The 20,160-nt window shown below is 45.5% G+C and carries 16 protein-coding genes; 11 read left to right on the forward strand and 5 right to left on the reverse strand.

The annotated features are described in order from the left end of the window. Positions 1–172: 172 nt before the first annotated feature. A complete protein-coding gene (locus QTO06_RS23065; RefSeq protein ID WP_331410016.1) occupies positions 173–1,927 on the reverse strand; it encodes an HD domain-containing phosphohydrolase in 1,755 nt (584 codons plus the stop codon). Positions 1,928–1,998: 71 nt separating this feature from the next. Beyond that, on the reverse strand, positions 1,999–2,508 hold the full coding sequence (locus QTO06_RS23070) for a flavodoxin (protein ID WP_331409996.1): 510 nt from the start codon (positions 2,506–2,508) through the stop codon (positions 1,999–2,001). 213 nt (positions 2,509–2,721) lie between these two features. Here QTO06_RS23070 and QTO06_RS23075 point away from each other — a divergent pair, with 213 nt between their 5' ends. From QTO06_RS23075 to glgC, 4 genes are all read left to right on the forward strand, one after another. After that, the gene (locus QTO06_RS23075; protein WP_005441905.1) at positions 2,722–3,195 is read left to right on the forward strand and encodes a CreA family protein; all 474 of its coding nucleotides are present in this window, start codon (positions 2,722–2,724) and stop codon (positions 3,193–3,195) included. Positions 3,196–3,325: 130 nt separating this feature from the next. Next, positions 3,326–4,630, forward strand: a complete 1,305-nt coding sequence (locus QTO06_RS23080) for an inosine/guanosine kinase (RefSeq protein WP_009704476.1) — start codon at positions 3,326–3,328, stop codon at positions 4,628–4,630. Between the two features lie 237 nt (positions 4,631–4,867). Further along, a complete protein-coding gene (locus QTO06_RS23085; RefSeq protein ID WP_331409997.1) occupies positions 4,868–6,616 on the forward strand; it encodes a formate--tetrahydrofolate ligase in 1,749 nt (582 codons plus the stop codon). A gap of 381 nt (positions 6,617–6,997) precedes the next feature. Then, complete coding sequence (glgC, locus tag QTO06_RS23090; protein ID WP_331409999.1) at positions 6,998–8,212, forward strand: glucose-1-phosphate adenylyltransferase; 1,215 nt, start codon at positions 6,998–7,000, stop codon at positions 8,210–8,212. A gap of 111 nt (positions 8,213–8,323) precedes the next feature. Here the strand turns inward: glgC and QTO06_RS23095 are convergent, their stop codons facing one another. Further along, complete coding sequence (locus QTO06_RS23095) at positions 8,324–11,488, reverse strand: chitinase C-terminal domain-containing protein (protein ID WP_331410000.1); 3,165 nt, start codon at positions 11,486–11,488, stop codon at positions 8,324–8,326. 278 nt (positions 11,489–11,766) lie between these two features. Beyond that, entirely contained in the window at positions 11,767–12,648 is an 882-nt protein-coding gene (locus QTO06_RS23100) for an AraC family transcriptional regulator (protein ID WP_005431409.1), read from the reverse strand. A gap of 181 nt (positions 12,649–12,829) precedes the next feature. Between QTO06_RS23100 and QTO06_RS23105 the strand changes: the two genes are divergently transcribed. The 7 genes from QTO06_RS23105 (at position 12,830) to QTO06_RS23135 (ending at position 19,384) form a co-directional block, all read left to right on the forward strand. After that, positions 12,830–13,978, forward strand: a complete 1,149-nt coding sequence (locus QTO06_RS23105; RefSeq protein WP_045420750.1) for an iron-containing alcohol dehydrogenase — start codon at positions 12,830–12,832, stop codon at positions 13,976–13,978. Between the two features lie 266 nt (positions 13,979–14,244). After that, positions 14,245–14,883, forward strand: a complete 639-nt coding sequence (locus QTO06_RS23110; RefSeq protein ID WP_050919065.1) for a lysoplasmalogenase — start codon at positions 14,245–14,247, stop codon at positions 14,881–14,883. Positions 14,884–15,018: 135 nt separating this feature from the next. Further along, positions 15,019–15,753 carry an amino acid ABC transporter ATP-binding protein gene (locus tag QTO06_RS23115; RefSeq protein WP_038863588.1) on the forward strand — a complete coding sequence of 245 codons (735 nt, stop codon included), beginning with the start codon at positions 15,019–15,021 and terminating at the stop codon, positions 15,751–15,753. 3 nt (positions 15,754–15,756) lie between these two features. Beyond that, complete coding sequence (locus tag QTO06_RS23120) at positions 15,757–16,554, forward strand: amino acid ABC transporter permease (protein ID WP_005431322.1); 798 nt, start codon at positions 15,757–15,759, stop codon at positions 16,552–16,554. A 9-nt stretch (positions 16,555–16,563) separates the two neighbouring features. Beyond that, positions 16,564–17,382, forward strand: coding sequence for a transporter substrate-binding domain-containing protein (locus QTO06_RS23125; RefSeq protein WP_045395799.1), 819 nt, complete (start codon positions 16,564–16,566; stop codon positions 17,380–17,382). 170 nt (positions 17,383–17,552) lie between these two features. Then, positions 17,553–18,473, forward strand: a complete 921-nt coding sequence (locus QTO06_RS23130) for an amino acid ABC transporter permease (RefSeq protein WP_051118613.1) — start codon at positions 17,553–17,555, stop codon at positions 18,471–18,473. A gap of 92 nt (positions 18,474–18,565) precedes the next feature. Next, positions 18,566–19,384, forward strand: a complete 819-nt coding sequence (locus tag QTO06_RS23135; RefSeq protein ID WP_051118614.1) for an EAL domain-containing protein — start codon at positions 18,566–18,568, stop codon at positions 19,382–19,384. A 113-nt stretch (positions 19,385–19,497) separates the two neighbouring features. Here the strand turns inward: QTO06_RS23135 and QTO06_RS23140 are convergent, their stop codons facing one another. Further along, complete coding sequence (locus tag QTO06_RS23140) at positions 19,498–20,037, reverse strand: RNA-binding S4 domain-containing protein (protein WP_010649343.1); 540 nt, start codon at positions 20,035–20,037, stop codon at positions 19,498–19,500. Positions 20,038–20,160 lie beyond the last annotated feature (123 nt).

Raw genomic sequence — 20,160 nt, forward strand, 5'->3', positions numbered from 1 at the left:
GAGAACCACGGTTGATTAAGGATTTATTGTACTGCTTCCAGTTAGTTGTTTTGTAACGAGGTTTAGGCATGAGGCTACGACGATTGATGGGCGTAGCCGCTCAGATCGTAGTTTCTTGATTTAGTTCCATCGAATTACGCAACAAAGCCTTCACTCGGTACAAAAGGAAGGGTTAAACTTCGGAATCTGGATATAAATAACGCACTTCTATAAAGTCATCCAAATTATCCAATAACAATTGGCTCAGCGTTGGATCAAAGTGTTTACCTTTTTCACGCGTAAACAGACCCACAACTTCTTCAACCGTCCAAGCACGCTTATAACAGCGTTCACTCAGTAAGGCGTCAAAAACATCGGCAATAGCCACAATACGTGCAAAGAGATGAATCTCCTCACCTTTTAGGCCATTCGGATAACCAGTCCCGTCCCAACGCTCATGGTGTTCATGAGCAACAATGGCGGCCAACTTAGTGATTTCGCCTTCACGGTTGTTCAGCAATTCATAACCTTTCACCGTATGGCGCTTCATGATTTCCCATTCAGCCTCATCTAACTTGCCACTTTTGTCCAAGATAGATTCAGGAACCGAAATTTTACCAACGTCATGCATTGGGCTGATGACTTCAATCATCTCTACTTCACGATGGCTTAACCCGCAAAACTCAGCCAAGGTCGCAGACAATCTAGCAACACGTTTAACGTGCTGTCCTGTCTCACCAGAGCGCGATTCAATCGCCTCGCCAAGAACGTGAATCATCTCCTTTTGAACGCTCAAGGTGCGCTTTTGTAAGGTCACGATCTTGCGGTTCTTCTGATCGATCACTTTGCGCTGGCGAATGGTCATAAACTGACTAACAATCACCAAAGAAAGCAGAACTATTAGCGCACAAGCAAAGAGCAACAGTTTGATATTAACTTTAACTGCAGGAGGTGGTGCATTGATAATGTGGGCTGATTTAGGAATGTCGTAGCGACTGATACCATATTTTTGAATAGCCACGAAGTCTAATACGGCTTCAGAAATCACTTCGTTGTCAGTTTGGGTCATAGATAGACCCAATTTAGCAGCCATTAGCTCTGCTGCTTCGTGACCATATTGCTTCGAACGATTTAAGAATCCACCCAAAATACCCGGTTCTTCTAGGTACATTTCCCACAAGACAAATACAGGCGCAACACTTTTAGCGCCAATAACGTGTGCCACTTCTTGGTAAGAATGGTAATGGCCTTGTTCCGCTTCTGTGTTGAAATGAGTCAGCAGCACAGCATCATTTGGGTTGATCTTTGAGAGCCTATCCGCGGCTTCAGCCAAAGGTTCATCCCGAAGCTCAATCAAATTGATTTGAGGAAACTTCTTCATCTCTTCTACAACACGAGTATGAACCAGTTCCGATGTCATGCTTCTGTCGGCGAGATAATACAAGTTCTTTATCTGAGGACGTAGCTTAATGATGAGCTTGATGTTTTCGATAACTTTATCTTGTTCATACAAGATACTACCGGAAGTACTTAAAGAGTCTAACGTCGCTTGTGTGTTATTGATGCCAACGGCCACCAAAGGCACAGAGCGCTCGTCGTTTGGTAAGTAACGTTTAGAAAATTCTAGTGCAGCGTCGTCCGAGATGATGATGCCGTCAAACTTGTAGTTTTGATATTTGAGCTGCAGATAATTGGCCATGTTTTGAAAATAGCCATCTGAGTGCACGCGCTTAGCGTCTAGGTATTCTATCGATAGTTTGACTTCACTGTTGGTTTGCTCAAAGCCCTCTTCGACACCACGTTGAATGTCATTGGTCCATTGGTATGAGGGCTCATACGAATGTAAAACCAGTACTTTTTTAATTTCCCAATCCGTTTGGTCAGCATTGACTGCGGCCGTCCCTAAGCATAGAAATAGAGCCAATAAACGCGTCAAACGCATAACCATGTGTCGCCCAGCCGAGAAAGAATGTTGTTGCACATATTAAATGCCAAATCCCCAACTGGGACCGACATTGATCAATTTTCTACGACTATTGTTTCACACAACTTTTGATCGTCGTTCAATTTTTTCGCCAAATCACACACAAACTGCGATTTATCCAAGTTTTGAGAAACGGTAATGTCAGAAACAAGTGTGTTGCCTTCAAATTGGCTGACAATTGCCGCTGCTACAGCCTCGCCTTGTTTAAAACCGACATAAAGCTCAAACTCAGGCGTCAAAATGATCTGAGTTAAGTATTCGACGATCATTTCCTGCTCGTGCTTATCCGACCAACGTTGTGACTGTAGAATCGAAAACATCACGGTAAGCCTATGAAAGTCAACAAGGAAGATGTCGTCCCCTGTTAACTCTTGCCCGTTTTCTAAAAGCGTAGTTTTATCGACAGCATCGTAGGTTAAAGCGTCGAGCATACGAGTATAGATGGCTCGCCCTTCAATACTTTCTTTAGTAGGAAATTCGACTTCTACTAAATCATGCAACCACGCATTTTTTCTGTTGATGCTTTCTAATTGTTGTTGGTTCATTTTCTTACCTTAAGCGCTGCAAGCCTAGTGTTTTACAGCGAATCAAAAACAGGACTTTGATTAGAAATGTAGGCGTCATCTGTTCTGGAGCGGTACATTAGCATGAAGCCTCTTACAAACCTAGCTAAACTCCTGAGGTAACGCCAAATTTTGTTTTAAGTGTGTGCGTCTGATAAATTGAACTAATAAATTAGCCTAATTAAGGGATGAAAAATGAAGAAAAGCTTGCTTGCTTTGGGTTTGGTAACCGTTTTGGCTGGGTGTAGTGATAATGAAGTAGGTGACGTATCACTGGGTATGTTCACAATGAAAGACATCAAAATCGGCCACCTACAAGACGAAGTCGTGACGGGTGTGACTTGTCATATCGCTTCTATCGAGGCGAATTTAAGCTTGTCTGATCCAAGTGACAGTTCTATCTCATGTCGTCAAACAGGCGACATCACGCCAGAGATGATTGCAAAGATTGATAAAAGCAAATCTGGTGAAGTCGTCTTCAAGAAGTCAAAAAGCATCTTCTTCAAGACAATGAAAGTACGTCGCATTTACGATCCAGAAAACCAAACGCTACTTTACTTGTCTTACACAACCAAAGAGACAGAAGGCAGTTTCAAACATAGCTTATCAACGGTTCCTCTATATGGCACAAAAGCTTATGTGGAACCGACTGTAACTCCTACAAATTAACCCCAATTTGTGTGTAAAAACAGCAGCCCGTTGATTTTTTCAGCGGGCAAATTTCTTTGCAAGAAAACGGAACGATTTTCAAAATTTTGTGATACAATCCCGCCTCTTTTTTTCTCACTCAAGAACAAGCATGAAGTTTCCTGGTCAGCGAAAATCTAAACACTACTTTCCAACTCACGCTCGAGATCCATTAGTAAACCAAATTCGACAAGCACCGAAATTGTACCGCCCTACGGTCGTTGGTGTCGGTCAAACCATCGTAGATATCGAAGCGCGCGTAGATGATGCGTTTTTAGAAAAATACAACCTAAGTAAAGGACATTCTCTCGTTCTTGAAGAGAGCAAAGCGGACGCACTGTACGAAGAGCTAGTAGAACAAGGCCTGATTACTCACCAATACCCAGGTGACACTATCGGTAACACTCTTCACAACTACTCCGTGCTTGCGGACAGCAAATCAGTGCTACTTGGTGTTATGTCAAAGAACATTCAAGTTGGTTCTTTCGCTTACCGTTACCTGTGCCGTACCTCTTCTCGTATGAACCTAAACCATCTACAAACCGTAGATGGTCCGATTGGTCGTTGTTACACGTTGATCACTCACGATGGCGAACGCACTTTCGCGATCAACGAAGGTCACATGAACAAACTCTCTCCAGAGAGCATTCCAGAAGAAGTATTTACCAAAGCATCTGCTCTGGTTGTTTCTTCTTACCTAATGCGTGGTAAAGAAGAAGATCAAATGCCTCAAGCCGTTCAACGTGCGATTGAGTTTGCTAAGAAGCACGAGGTCCCTGTAGTACTGACGCTTGGCACTAAGTATGTGATCGAAGGCAACGCTGAATGGTGGCAAGAGTACATTCGCGAGAACGTATCTGTTGTTGCAATGAACGAAGAAGAAGGCGCAGCACTGACTGGCGAAGGCGATCCACTTGCAGCAGCGAATAAAGCGCTGGAATGGGTAGATCTAGTTCTTTGTACTGCAGGCCCTGACGGTCTTTACATGGCGGGTTACACTGATGAGAAAGTGAAACGCGAAACGACGCACGATATTCTTGAAGGCTCGATTGAAGAGTTCAACAAGTTTGAGTTTAGCCGTGCAATGCGTAAAGACGATTGTCAAAACCCAATGAAAGTGTACTCACACATTGGCCCTTACCTTGGTGGTCCACTTGAGATCAAGAACACCAACGGTGCCGGTGATGCAGCATTGTCTGCACTTCTACACGACATGGCGGCGAACTCATTCCACCATAAAGAAGTGCCAAACTCTGAAAAACACGAAGTACGCTGCCTAACTTACTCTTCTCTATCTCAGATCTGTAAGTACGCAAACCGTGTAAGCTATGAAGTGTTAACTCAGCACTCTCCTCGCCTATCACGTGCACTACCAGAGCGTGAAGATAGCCTAGAAGAAACCTACTGGGATCGCTAAGAACCAAGTACTTAGAGCAATAAATATGCGAAGGTCACCATTTGGTGGCCTTTTTGTTTTGATCTAGCGCAGTAATTAGTGGTTTTTGTTATGATGTAGCACGCTAAGGCGCACGAACTGCTTTACACCTCGTTTTTTACCAGTATTATTCTCGCGCAAACGTTTGCGCAACACTTGCTGAGTCTTTTGCTTGCTTGATGTTGAACGCCACGTGTTAGCCATTTTTTTGGAGTATCCATGCAGTCTGATATTGAAATTTGCCGAAACACACCGTTGTCTTCTATCGCTACCGTTGCTGCCAATGCCGGCCTTTTACCACAAGAGTTCGATACACACGGAAAACACAAAGCTAAAGTTCATCCCCAATGTCTTGATCGCTTAAACGCAAATCAAGACGGCAAGTTGGTGTTGGTCACTGCAATCACACCCACCCCTCTGGGTGAAGGTAAAACCGTAACCACAATCGGTCTTTCTCAGGGTTTATCTAAGATCAACCAATCTGTAATGGCGTGTATCCGTCAACCATCAATGGGGCCAGTCTTTGGTGTCAAAGGTGGCGCTGCAGGTGGTGGTTATTCCCAAGTTGCACCAATGGATGAGTTAAACCTACATCTCACTGGTGATATTCATGCGGTAACAGCGGCACATAACTTGGCCTCTGCCGCATTAGATGCTCGCCTTTATCATGAACAACGTGAAGGCTACGAGGCATTCGAAGCCCGCACTGGCTTAAAAGCACTAAAGATCGACGTCGAACGAATCACTTGGAAGCGAGTGATGGACCATAACGACCGTGCACTGCGCATGGTTAAGATTGGTCTCAATGAAGAAGGCAAAACTATCAACGGCTTTGAACGTGAAGAAGGTTTTGATATCTCTGCCGCTTCTGAGCTAATGGCGATCCTCGCTTTAGCTAAAGACTTAAAAGATCTGCGCCAACGCATTGGCCGTATCGTCGTGGCTTACAACTTAGACGGCCTTCCAGTGACAACTGAGGACTTACAAGTTGCCGGAGCAATGGCTGTCACGCTAAAAGAAACCATTGCCCCTACTTTGATGCAAACACTAGAAGGTGTGCCAACCCTGATCCACGCGGGTCCATTTGCGAACATCGCTCACGGTAACTCTTCTATCATCGCAGACCAAATTGCACTAAAACTTTCTAGTTACGTTGTCACTGAGGCGGGTTTTGGCTCAGACATGGGATTCGAGAAAGCGTGTAACATTAAAGCGTCTGCAGCGGGTCGTGCACCAGATTGTGTCGTGATTGTCGCTACGTTACGTGGTTTAAAAGCAAACTCAGGTCACTATGATCTGCGCCCAGGTATGGCCATTCCGGATTCAATTTTCAATCCAGACCAAGCTGCACTTGAAGCAGGGTTTGAAAACTTAAAGTGGCACATTAACAATGTCCATAAATACGGTATCCCTGCCGTGGTTGCTATTAACCAGTTCCCGCAAGATTCTCAGCAAGAATTGGCAGCGCTTAAGGCGTTGATTCACGAGTTTAACCCGGAAGTTAAGGTGGCCGTCAGTACAGCATTTGGTCAAGGTGGTGAAGGTGCCGTAGAACTAGCGCAACACGTTGTTGAAACGTGTGAACAAGCTTCTGATTTCCGCCCTCTTTACCGCAAAGAGCAAACTCTAAAAGAGAAACTCATGGCCGTTTGCGAAGCGGGTTACGGCGCTGCAAATATTGAAATGAGTGAACTCGCGACGCAACAGCTTAAGCACTTTGAAAAATTGGGCTTTGACGAACTAGCGGTATGCATTGCGAAAACGCCGCTCTCCATTACCACTGATTCAGCTGTAAAAGGAGCGCCAAGTGGCTTTAGCGTTCCTATTCGTGAGCTACGCTTATGTGCAGGTGCTGGTTTTGTTTACGCGCTTTCAGGTAATGTTATGACCATGCCTGGTTTACCGGATAAACCCGCGTTCATGAATCTCGATCTTGACGATCAAGGCAATATTATCGGCCTTTCATAGCATGAAACGTTTATCTCAAACAAACAGGAGCCATGGTGCTCCTGTTTTCATTTTAAATGACCGCTAATTAATTGTTTTTAAAACCCTTTACAATGTAAACTGAAACCACAAAATTAGAGTATTCACTTCATTTCACCAATTCGGTGCAGCAACAATTTCCTCACTCCCTAATATAGTGCAATAAATAATACCCCACCTCTAAAGGGCATTGATTTTATTAACAAAATCCAATGGCTCGAATCTTGTACTACGTTATATAGCACTACCATTTATAAGTTCAAAGGACACTCAACAACGTCACTCGAAAGCCACCAGCAGTTGGCTAACTCCTCAGGCTTTAAGTTGCTTTCGATGCACGTAACATAAGGGAAAGGGAACATTATGCAAGACGCACTCGCAGTAATCTTAGCTGGCGGTATGGGATCAAGGTTGAGCCCTCTTACCGATGATAGAGCCAAACCAGCCGTTCCATTTGGCGGTAAGTATCGCATCATTGATTTCACACTAACTAATTGTCTTCATTCAGGTTTAAGAAAGATTTTAGTGTTAACTCAATACAAATCGCACTCGCTGCAAAAGCACTTGCGAGATGGTTGGTCGATCTTCAATCCCGAACTTGGTGAATACATCACTGCAGTTCCACCTCAAATGCGCAAAGGTGGTGCATGGTATGAAGGCACGGCAGATGCCATTTACCACAACATGTGGCTGTTATCTCGAAATGACGCTAAGTATGTCGTCGTTCTGTCCGGTGACCACATTTATCGCATGGACTACGCAGCAATGCTGGAAGAGCACAAAGAAAACGGCGCGAAGTTAACGGTCGCATGTATGGATGTACCTGTCGAAGAAGCGACCGCGTTTGGCGTAATGGGCATTAAAGAGAATGGTTTAGTCGAGTCCTTTGTCGAGAAGCCTAAGAACCCACCTACTCTTCCTAACGACCCAACTCAGAGTCTAGCGTCTATGGGGATTTACATCTTCGATATGGACGTTTTGCAAGATGCGCTCGAAGAAGATGCAAAGCTTGAAGACTCAAGCCATGACTTTGGAAAAGACATCATTCCTAAGCTGATCGACACTCAATCCGTTTACGCTTATAAGTTCTGCGGTAGTAAAGGTCGTGTAGACAAAGATTGTTACTGGCGCGATGTCGGTACCATTGATTCTTTCTACGAGGCCAACATGGATTTGTTAGAACCCGTTCCACCAATGAACTTGTATCAGCCAAATTGGGCAGTGCGTACTTATGAAGCCCAATTTCCACCAGCAAGAACCGTATCATCGGCGACAGGTAATGAAGGGATTTTTATTAACTCCATCATTGCCAATGGTGTCATTAACTCCGGAGGTTCCGTTCAGCACTCTGTTATCGCGTCCAACGTGCGTATTCAAGACAGCGCAACCGTCGTCGATAGCATTATTTTCGATGATGTAGAGGTCGGCGAAGGCTGTCAGCTCGTCAGTTGTATTATTGACAAGCACGTTCGTATTCCACCGCACACACAAATTGGTATCAACAAAATCGAAGACGCCAAACGATTTCATGTATCAGAAAAAGGGATCGTGGTTATTCCTGAAGGTTATGAGTTCTGATCGTTTACTCAAGCGTCTATTTGCAATAATCCAAAGCAACAAAATCATATCCCCCACAATAAAAAAGCGCGCGATTTAAATCGCGCGCTTTTGTTATCCATTCAATCTGGATTAAACGTTACATACTGTCGACCAGCTACCGTCACTACCAGGCTCTGATGCTGTCCACCAGTTCGCTTGGTATACCACACCATTGTGAATCACTTTATCACCTTGGTTAGCGTGGCTTGGGTTACCTTGCCAGTCCGTTTGTGGGAAGTCTGGGTAAGTCACAAGGCCTGTTGTGTCACAAGTACCAGGCTCAGTACCACCGCCGCCACCAGTGCCAGAGTTTAAGTCACCGATTGGTAGGTCTGGTTGCTCAAACTTGAACGCGAACTCTTTACCACCAGAAATCACCGTGTAGTTAGCAGGGCCAGAGATTGGTAGGTAGTAAACCATATCAAGCTCGTAAGTGCCGCCCGCTGGTAGGTCTTTCCATGCTGGTAGCGAGAAAGATACACGGTGCATTACACCATCCAAACCACCAATGTTGTTCGCACGAGTATGTCCAGAAGCAATCACGCTTAGGCCACCACCAGACTGATCTTTCGCGTTATCCGGTGCCGATACAGGAATATCGAACTGGAATTCAGTACCACCAGGAATCGCTTGACCTGTGTTGTTTGTGAACGTGATCTTAGGGTTGATTGGGTAGTTTTGGTCACCCACTTTAAAGCCACCAACGCTCACTGCGATATCAACAGCTTCTGTTGGGATGGCACCTGTCGCAATCTTGTTACCGTAAGGTGTTGCAGACTTAAACTTGTCGTAAATCGCTTTAGTCATAGTGTTACCCATGTGGTACTCACCATTACCCGCAGCACAAGCCTGTTCAGTTGCATCAATCGTAGTACGGTTACCGTTCGCGTCTAGTACGTAACAGTTGTAGTCACCTGCTAGTTCCCAGAACATGATACCGCCGATCTCTTTATCGATAACGTAGTCTGCTTTCACTTCAACAGACGCTTTGTCTTCTGTTGACAGGAATACACTCTTCTCTGCGTTCCATAGCCATGGTGCGACTGCAACATCATCGTAGTTACGCGTGTACGTACCCACCAATTGGTCTGAAGGATCGTTCACAGGATCTAGACCGTAAGCTTGAGCGTAAGAACCCCAAATGCCTTTCTCTAGGTTCTTCGCGTGCCACATAGGGTTAGAACCTGCACCCATTTCGTTACCTTTAGGGTCAGTATCGTGCCACATGTTATCGATACCTAGAGCACCGTGACCACAGTTGTTCTTCTCGCCTTCACCAGTACCTGGTGCACACTCTGATTGGTTAGGTAGTGCAGCGCGGCCCCAAAGACCATTTTCACCACCTGTTACACCTTGCCAACCACGGGTGTAGTAAGGCACACCAATATTGATACGACCAGCAGGCATTGAACCACGGAAGTAATGGTAAGCCCAGTCAGTGTTCAAGTAACCAATACCGCCGTAAGCTGCTGTATCGTATACGTTCCATTGAGCAAGCTCTGAGTCTTTACCTGTATCAAATAGTGCCGCGTTGTGACCAACGTGATCGTTCCAAGCACCGTGCAAGTCGTAAGACATGATGTTCACGTAATCGAGGTACTTAGTAACATCAAAGGTTTCCATACCACGCAGTAGGTAACCCGAAGAAGGCGCTGCGATAGTCAGCATGTAGTGGATGCCATCTTGTGCAGATGCTGCGTCCAGTTTCTCACGTAGGACCTTCATTAGCTCTTGGTATGAAGCCCACAGGTATGGACGACGTGGTTCCATGAAGTCTTTATCGTAAGGGTTACCTGCACCCGCCATAGACGTTGGGTACTCGTAGTCGATGTCTAGACCATCGAATTTGTAGGTACGCATCATTTCAACTGCAGAAGTCGCGAACTTCTCGATACCTGCGTGGTTGATTGAACCGTCTGCGTTAGTTGTCATCGTGTAGAAGCCACCATCCGCAACACGATTACCGTCTGCGCCGAAGTGACCACCTGTTTCAGCCCAACCACCGATCGAGATCAACGTTTTAACGTCATGTTTTTGCTTGTAAGTAGCAAGTGCACCGAAGTGACCTTTAAAGCCTAGTGCTGGGTCTACTTCTACACCCGGCCAAGTTTTACCAGTTGCAGGGTTAGTTGGATCAGTCACGTCACCAACGTTCACTTTACCGTCTGAACCGATGCTTACAAACGCGTAGTTAATGTGAGTTAGCTGATCCCAAGGAATGTCTTTCACAAGGTAAGCCGCTTGTGGATCATCACCACTACGCCAGCTTGTGAAGTAACCAATCACACGACGTGGGTGATCGGCACCCATCAATTCACGGCCGTCTTTGTCGTAAATCGTACAGTAAGGTACATCCACACCAGCCGTTTGGTACAGGCCATCAGGACGACAGTTTGAAGTTACTGCACCACCATTTACTGATAGTGATACAAGGGAAGAATCTGTTGTTGCGCCAGCATCGTCAGTCGCTTTAGCGTAAATCGATACCGAGCCTGCTGCTGCTGGAGTGAAATCAACAGCGTAAGGCGCAGCTGTTGCTGTACCAATCAAAGCACCTGCGGCAAAGAACTCAACTTTAGCAACCGTACCATCCGCGTCTGCCGCAGTAGCAGAAACCGTTACCGTACCGCCAAGCTCAACAGAAGTGGCTGATAGCGCTACGTCTACCGTTGGTGCTTCGTTACCAGGTTGACCAGCAGCAACTGTAAGCGTAACTGCACTCACAGTGCTCGCCGCGTTTTTGTCGTCGTAGGCTTTAGTTGAGAACTCGTGAACACCCTCTGTCGCCGTCCATGAAGCAGTAAAAGGTGCTGCGGTAGAGGTACCGACCAATGCGCCATCAACAAAGAATTCAACCTTACTAATTGAACCATCCGTGTCAGCAGCGTCTGCGGCAAGATTTACAACATCTCCCGCAGTGATAGAAGCCGAAGCACTAGGCGATGTTAATGTTACAGTAGGCACTTCATTAACTGGAGGATCTACAGGACCAGTGCCACTACAAGCACCTAGATTTTCCCACTCACCCCATTCACCTGCTTGCGCTGGATTGTTGTTTTGAGTCCAGTAGCGCGCGTTATACGCGTTACCTTCGTGCTGAACTTGGTCACCGCCGTTATAAACCTTCGACGAATCCCAAACTTCTAGAGGTGCACAATCAACCGCTGCATAGCTGTTGAAGGCCATTAGACAAGATGCAGTCAAAGTACTGAGTGTGAATACACTCTTTCCTGCTTTCCCGTTTCTAAGGTACATATTGCTCTTCCTTAAGTTATTGTTAATACAATACAAAATACGCTTTATCTTTGCGTACCTTTTACTTTTGTTTCGACGTAAAATAACTTAAGTACAAGTGCAGAATTTCACACTACTTATTTATAAATTTTCAGCAACACCTCTCAAGAATCCACTCATAGATTGCAAGAATTGACATCTTATTTTGCACCAACAACTAATTTCACTACTCAAATAAATATGTCGATCGCAAATTAATAAAAAAGAGAAAAAAAGTCCTAATATTGAAATAAAGATCACTAAGCCTTTGTTGCTCTGGGTGTTTCATTAAAATGTCTTTTATATTCGCGACTGAACTGTGACGGGCTACTGTAGCCTACTAGCCTCGCAGCATCATTCACTCTGCGCCCTTCTACTTGGATAAGTTCACGCGCTTTATTGAGACGCACCTTTTTTATGTACTGCAAAGGCGACTCTAGAGTGACACTTCTGAAGGCTTGATGAAACGCAGATACGCTCATGTTCGCCTCTTCCGCCAAGGATTGTACATTCAGTTGTTCATGATATTCCTGATGAACACGATTAAGAGCTTTAGCTACGCGAGCATAAGAGCCTTCTTGATGCGCCAATTCAAAGAGAACATGGCCAGATTCGCTTACCAATGCTCGATAAACTATCTCTTCTAAAAGCATCTCACCGAGCATGGCAACCTCTAGCTCGTCACATAACGTCGTCATCAGGCGTTTACATGCATCAAGCATTTGCTCGTTCATTTGTACCGACTTCAACCCGCAGCGAGTGGCGTCTTCACACACATTAGTAAAACGTTGTGATTCCAGCTTCTTCACGAGCTTTTGTAGCAGTGCTGGAGAAATATCGATAGAGATACCTAGCAAGGGTTCATTGTCGACGGCAATCGCTTCACACTCGAGCGGCATTGGGACACCAACCACCAAATAATCATCGGGTCCATAACGCACCGGACTTTGGCCAATATGGATGTTCTTGTACCCTTGTCCCAACACGATAATGCCAGACTGGTACACAAAAGGTTGGCGATTATTCCCTTTACTACTACGGTAAAACCACACCCCATCAATGGCGGTTTCTTTAATCCCTTCGAGATCGTCTAAGCCGAATTTCGTCGCGTATTGCTGCATGCTCTCAGCAAGTGTCTTCATTTTGTCACTCCATTCATTTGCCAGGCACTATACTTGGAGTTCGTCACTCAGTTCCAGAGCAATGCACGCAATTATGTAGGAATAGGCAACAAATTTGCAGAAATCGGCCTACTCAGCCACTCCAGCACGTACTAATATGCACATATTCACTCTCCTCACATTGGAAGCAAGAGGTATAATAATGAACTTTTCATACGTCAACCCAACTCAAATCTTCTTCGGCCAAGGCCAAATCGCTGCAATCAAAGACGCAATTCCTGCCGACCAAAAAGTACTTGTTATCTACGGCGGCGGCTCGATCAAGAAGAACGGTGTTTACGATCAAGTAGCGCAAGCATTGGAAGGCCGAGAGTGGCTTGAGTTTTCGGGTGTTGAGCCAAACCCAACTAAAGAAACACTAGATAAAGCGGTAGCTATCGTAAAAGAACAAAACGTTGATTTTATCCTAGCTGTAGGTGGTGGTTCAGTTATCGATGGTTCTAAGTACGTCGCAGCATCATCAAAATACGACGGTGACGGTTGGGACATCATGGTAGGCAAGCATCAAGTAACCGAAGCAACACCACTTGCTGCCATTCTTACTTTGCCTGCGACAGGTTCTGAGTCAAACATGGGCGCGGTAATCACTAAGAAAGAAACGCAAGATAAATTGGCGTTCTTAGCACCTGCAGTTCAACCGAAGTTTGCAGTTCTTGACCCAGACGTAATGAAGACCCTACCAGAGCGTCAGCTTATCAATGGTCTTGTGGATGCATGGGTTCACGTTTGTGAGCAATATCTAACACTTCCAACAGGCGCAATGGTTCAAGACGGTTACGCAGAAGCACTACTGAAAAACCTTAAAGTACTGGGCGATCAGTTCGCAGAGCGCGACAACGACCAATGGCGTGCCAACCTAATGTGGACAGCAAACCAAGCATTGAACGGCCTTATCGGTAGCGGTGTTCCTCAAGACTGGGCAACACACATGATTGGTCACGAACTAACGGCGCTTTGGCACGTAGACCACGCACGTTCACTAGCGATCATCCAACCATCACTACTTCGTAACCAAATGCAGTTCAAACGCCCTAAACTTGAGCAAATGGGTCGCAACGTATTTGGCTTATCAGAAGGTGAAGATTTGGCAGAGCGCACGATTCAAGCGATCGAAGCTTTCTACCATCAGCTAGACGTCGCAACTCAACTTGAAGGTTACGGTGATGATCGTGAAGCCGCTATTGACTCAGTCATTGCACAGCTATCAAAGCATGGCATGACCGTTCTTGGCGAGAACCAAGCGATTGACCTAGAAAACAGTCGAAAAATTCTTGATCTAGCGGTCGCATAACGACTCGATCTATCAAATTACTGCCTTTTTTAACGGTATTGTGTCCGCGCAGACACAATACCGTTTTTTTATGGTAATTTAGCCGCACACTGACAAAACGATATAAATTGAACTTTTCTGCTAAAAAAATAACAAACAGGCGATAGTTCGATGTTGTTGTGTAAGCCGATGACCAAAAACAAACCAAGTGCTTACCAATCGAAGCGTCACTTTTTTGCTTGCTCATAAAAAATGAGCGTTTAGTCGTCTATTCAAGAGTTATTCGTATGTGGCTGATTGTCGTAGCTTGCGCGCTCATACATATCATCAGCATTAAGACTGGCCCTAAGTGGTTATTCTTTTTGACCAAACCGCTTCCAATCACTGCAATGATTGGGATGTTAATGCTGTCTCCAGCAAATCACCTTCCCTACACCCAGTGGATCATTGGCGGGCTCTCACTGTCGCTCATGGGTGACTTAATCTTGATGCACCCAAAAGACAAATTTGTTGCGGGCATTAAACTGTTTTGCCTTGCACAAATTAGCTATGCCTTGGGTTTCATCAATATGGCGGCTTGGCATTTTACTCCATGGATTCCATTTGCCGTATTTGGCGCAGGGCTGTGTGCCTATTTCTTTTTTAAGCCCGATTTAGGGAAAGAAAAGTGGTCGGTGGCTAGCTACATCTTTGTTTTGATGACCATGCTTTGGATGGCATTGGAATACTACGCCAGTGGTCAAACCCAATCGTCGGCGTTCGCCGTGCTAGGCAGTTTTATCTTCACCATGTCTGGGGTTGTCCTTGCCTTCGAACGATTTGGCAGTACATCGGTATTTTCGCGCCAAGTGGTGATGACAACTTATTACTCTGCACAGTTTCTTATCACCATGTCTGTCTTCGCAATTGTGATCCGTTTTCTCTAAAACTGACTATATTATCGGTTAGTTTTGTCATGAGTTATTTGCTCACCAGTTGGACAGTTTACCTCTGATAAACAGGTGCAATACGGTTAATAACTTGTTATTGTAGAAAGAAATTTATTCTAAAAGTTGGCAGCCTTGAAAGAGAAAAATATCGTCGTAGAGTTCAGCGGCGTAAACAAGTGGTATGGCGAATACCACGCCCTTAAAGACATTAATTTTTCAGTACACACCGGTGAAATCGTGGTCGTTTGTGGCCCTTCCGGCTCAGGTAAATCCACACTAATTCGTTGCATCAACCACTTAGAATCCATCCAAGAGGGCGAGCTCAGCGTCTTTGAGCATCCTGCAAATTCCAAAGCACAAAAACCGGGTAAAGTAGGAATGGTGTTTCAGCACTTTCATCTGTTTCCGCATCTCACGGTTTTAGAAAACCTGACTCTTGCCCCAATCCGCACTCTGAAGCTATCGAAGCAGGAAGCGGAGGAACGCGCAATGCATTATCTCAAGCGCGTTAACATCGAAGAGCAAGCCAACAAATACCCAATTCAACTGTCTGGTGGTCAGCAGCAACGTGTTGCTATCGCACGCTCGCTCTGTATGGAACCAGATTTACTGCTGTTTGACGAGCCAACCTCGGCGCTCGATCCTGAAATGATCAACGAAGTGTTGGACGTGATGGTTGAGTTAGCACAAAGTGGCATGACCATGATTTGTGTGACTCACGAAATGGGTTTTGCGAAAAAAGTAGCGAATCGAGTGGTATTTATGGACGAAGGTGAAATCATCGAAATGAACTCACCCGTTGCACTGTTTGAAACCCCTCAACACCCTCGTACACAAGCGTTTTTGAATCAGATTCTGAGCTACTAGCCAATGGTATTTCGAATCCTAAAACCCGTTTTACAAGCCTTACTCCAAATCGCGATTCTACTGATTGCGATCGTTTGGGTGCTTGATTCCGGCGCACAAGCAATGGGTTATCAATGGCAGTGGGAGCGTGTGCCTGACTACATCGCGTTTTACGAAGATGGCGAATGGTGGCCAGCCGAGTTAATAGAAGGCCTCATCGTTACACTAAAAATCTCTGCCATTAGCCTGTTCTTCACATTAGTGATTGGTTTGGTAACCGCACTGCTGCGTCTAAGCAACTCCAAAGTTGGCAATGCGATCGGCACTACTTACGTAGAGTTAATTCGTAATACGCCATTGTTGGTGCAAATCTACCTACTCTATTTCGTGTTTGGCCCTGTCATTGGCCTAGACAGATTCAGTACCGCCGTTTTAGCGCTGTCCCTTTTCCAAGGGGCGTACACAGCAGAGATCTTCCGCGCAGGCTTAAACAGTATTCCCAAAGGTCAATTTGAGGCAGCGAAAAGCTTGGGACTGTCCCCTCTCTTTGCGTACAAAGATGTGATTCTTCCTCAGGTACTCCAACGTACCTTGCCACCATTGACCAACGAAGTCGTGTCACTGATTAAAAACTCTTCGATTGTGAGTGTTATGGCGATCTTCGACCTCACCACCGAAGCGAGAAACATCGTCTCTGAAACGGCGATGCCTTTTGAAATCTGGTTTACTGTGGCAGCAATCTACCTTGCTCTCACATTATCACTTTCTGGCTTATCCGCTTGGCTGGAACACAAACTAGGAGCCAGTTGGCGCAAATTATAAGGAGATAACATGAAGTTATTCAAAGCGACCATTACTGCATTATTGGGGCTTGCGATTGCTTTACCTTCATTAGCCAATGAAGAAGCCGCAACGCCGAACGTAGATCAAATCAAAGATCGTGGCACGCTGCGCGTTGGTATGTCGACATTCGTGCCTTGGGCAATGCGTAACAAACAAGGTGAACTGATTGGTTTTGAAATCGACGTGGCAAAACGCTTAGCCGCAGATTCAGGCCTCAAAGTCGAGTTTGTCCCAACCGCGTGGGACGGCATCATCCCTGCTCTATTAGCGAAAAAGTTTGACGTAATCATCGGTGGCATGTCGATTACTCCAGAGCGTTCAAAGAGCGTGCTGTTCACTGAACCTTATTCACACTCTGGCGTACAAGTTGCCGCAAACAAAGAACTAGCAGAAGGTTTTAGCGAGTTTTCAGATTTTGACTCTCGCCGTGTGAAGATTGCCGCTCGTCGTGGTGCGTTCACTGTGCAAGTAGCGCGTGAGACTTTCCCTAAAGCGAAGATCCTTCAGTTTGATGACGACGCTCAAGCATTCCAAGAAGTACTAAACGGCAATGCCCACGCGGTGATTGCATCAAGCCCGAAACCAGAGCACGAAGCGATCAAGCACGCAGACAAATTGTTCATTCCGTTTTCAGAGCGTCTGTCAAAAGGCAACGAAGCCTTCGCCGTTCGTCTAGGTGAAGAAGACAAAAAAGCCTTCTTCAACCAATGGATTGAAGCTCGTACGCAAGACGGTTGGCTAGATGAACGTTACGAGTACTGGTTCTCGACGCTAGATTGGCAAGACCAAGTTGCACAAGGCCAGTAGGCGTTGCTGTTACTCATAAAGTCATAAGCTGTCGCGGTTGCTCATAGCGTCAGAGTAATGAGCACTTTCACAGCCATTGCAACTTTTACAATAAATACAATTTTTACAATAAATACAATGACCGACTCGTTTAACGGGTCGGTATTTATCTTTACTACCGGAGTCAAACCTTGAGCGGACAAACCACCACTCGCGTTGCACCAACCAAAACCAATTCAGGCTTTTTCTTAAGTCGTTTTAACCTACTTGATTGGGTGCTGCTGGCCATCTGTGCATTGGCTGGGGTTTGGCTTTATCATCGCTCTACCGTTGGTGTAAATTACATCTGGCATTGGAAAGAAGCCATTGACCTGTTGTTCACACCAAGAGCAGACGGCGGCTTACCGTATTTCTTTCAAGGCTTAATTTCAACGCTGCGCCTAAGCGTCTGGGGCATCGTATTCGCGTTGGTACTAGGTACCTTGCTAGGATTAGCTCGCTTTTCTGATTCGGCATGGCTGCGCACACCTGCCAATGCGTTTATTCAATTGGTGCGAAACATTCCGCCTTTGGTGTTCGTCTTCATCTTCTACTTCTTCATCTCTAACCAGTTAATCCCACTACTGGGGCTAGAAGACATTTTACGCAACTACCGTGGCGAACCTAACGCAGTTCAAAGCTTCTTCTTTGGCCCTGCTAACCTTTGGGAAAACTTAGCCTCTGGTGTCCTTTGTGTTGGCCTACTTTCCTCGGCTTACATCGCAGAAGTCGTGCGTGCTGGATTGCAAAGCATCGATAAAGGCCAATGGGAAGCCGCAGATTCGCTCGGATTATCATCTTGGGTTAAATACCGCTTTGTCATTGCGCCGCAAGTATTGAAAGCCATTACACCAGCACTGGCAGGTCAGACCATCTCACTGGTTAAAGACACCTCCATCGTATCTCTTATCTCGATTCAAGAAATGACCTTTGTCGGCACAGAGATGGCAAACTCATCTGGCTACATTTTCGAAATTTGGTTGATTGTCGGCTTCGTTTACTTCCTGATTTGTTTCGGTCTATCAATGTTTTTCAGATACATCGAGAAAAAATCGGAATCTAATTCAAATTAACTCAATAGGCTTCAAAATAAGCTAGCGTAGCGCTTCAAATCGGAATTCCATCCTGTTACAGTCCTTCGCATGCTATTATTTTGGCGTTTTTCATGGAGTTAAAGAAGCAGTCCGATTACGAGCAGTACATAAGGCAGGACAGCCTTGGTGAATACTACGTTGTACTCAATCAATACACTTTTCACAGTGTTTATCAGCCTATCTTTGATAAACACCAGAAAATGATCGGTATGGAAGCCCTACTGCGCATTCGTGGTGCTGATGGTGCCTACATACGTCCCGATCTTTTCTTTACTGATAGCAGCATTGATACCCACTTTCGACTTTGCATCGAGTTCCTATCTCGAGCAATTCACATCCGCAACTTCGCTCGTCACTTTGCGGGCTCGCCGATCAAACTGTTTCTCAACGTAATGCCCCAAACGTTATTAACGCTTACCAATGACATGGGCTTTAAAGATAACGGATTACTCTACAAGCGATTATCTGAATTGGGTATGGCACCTTCTGATGTCGTCTTTGAAGTGGTAGAAGAAGCCTGTGGCGATACAGAGCTTTTGAGCCAAGCCGTAAAACTTATGCGCGCCAATGGCTTCTTGTTTGCGATTGATGACTTTGGCTCTCACCATTCTGATATGCCACGAGTGAAGCAGCTTTGCCCTGATATCATCAAGATCGATCGCTCTTACCTACTCGACTATTGCTCTGGTGACACACTCGCGATAGCCAATGCAGTCGAACTCGCCGTTCAGATGAACGCTAAAGTCGTGATTGAAGGCGTAGAAGAGAACAGCCAGCTATCCGCAATGCAAGCGCTCGACTTGGATTACTACCAAGGTTTTTATCTGGCGAAACCAAACTCGATTCACCATTGGACCAAGCAAAAAGACCCAGCTAAGGTACTGCATTAAAAGCATTAACACAGAGACGAATTAAGTCGTTTTAGATACAAAAGCGCCGCCTAGGTTACTCACCAAGGCGGCGCTTTTCTGTTTATGTCGACTCTGATATCGAAATGAGACGTTTAGAAGAAGTCGATTGAGTTGCGGCCACTCTTAGGATCGCGAACCGCTTGAGGCTTGTCGTCTTTCTTGCCTTTCTTAGCAGATTGAGACAACGCTTCTTTCTGGGCTTTACGCTCTTTGTGTGCAGCTTTACGACCAGTCGACTTAGGGCCCTTAACGTTCGCTTTCTCGTTCTTTTTCGAGCGAGACTTTTCTTTACGAGCCGTTTGCGCTTCTTTCTTCGCCTTCTTCTCTGCTTTTTGCTCTGCTGTTTCTGGCTCAGTCACTGGCGCATCACACACAACAACATAGTATTCTTGGTTGAACTCAAAGAAATCGCCGTCATACATTTTGCGACGCTTACGTGTTTCAAGCTCGCCGTTTACCGCAACGTAACCTTCTTCGATGATGTGTTTTGCCTCACCACCGCCACTCACCAAGTTTGCGATTTTGAAAAGCTTGTACAGCTCAATTGGGTGCGCGTCAACGTCGATACCGATCGCTTCGATCTCAATCTCTTCGCCTTCTAAATACTCTTCGTGTTCGTAATCTTGGGTCATGTTCGTTACTCATTTTTCTTGATGAACGGAGTTTAAACGGAATGCGTACAAATAGAAACGTGATCTTCACTCAACTTGTCCAATTGGGTATATACTCACCCAATAACTCCTTGAACGAGCGAT

This window comes from Vibrio sp. M260121 (genome assembly GCF_036533715.1).
Taxonomy (GTDB): Bacteria; Pseudomonadota; Gammaproteobacteria; order Enterobacterales; family Vibrionaceae; genus Vibrio.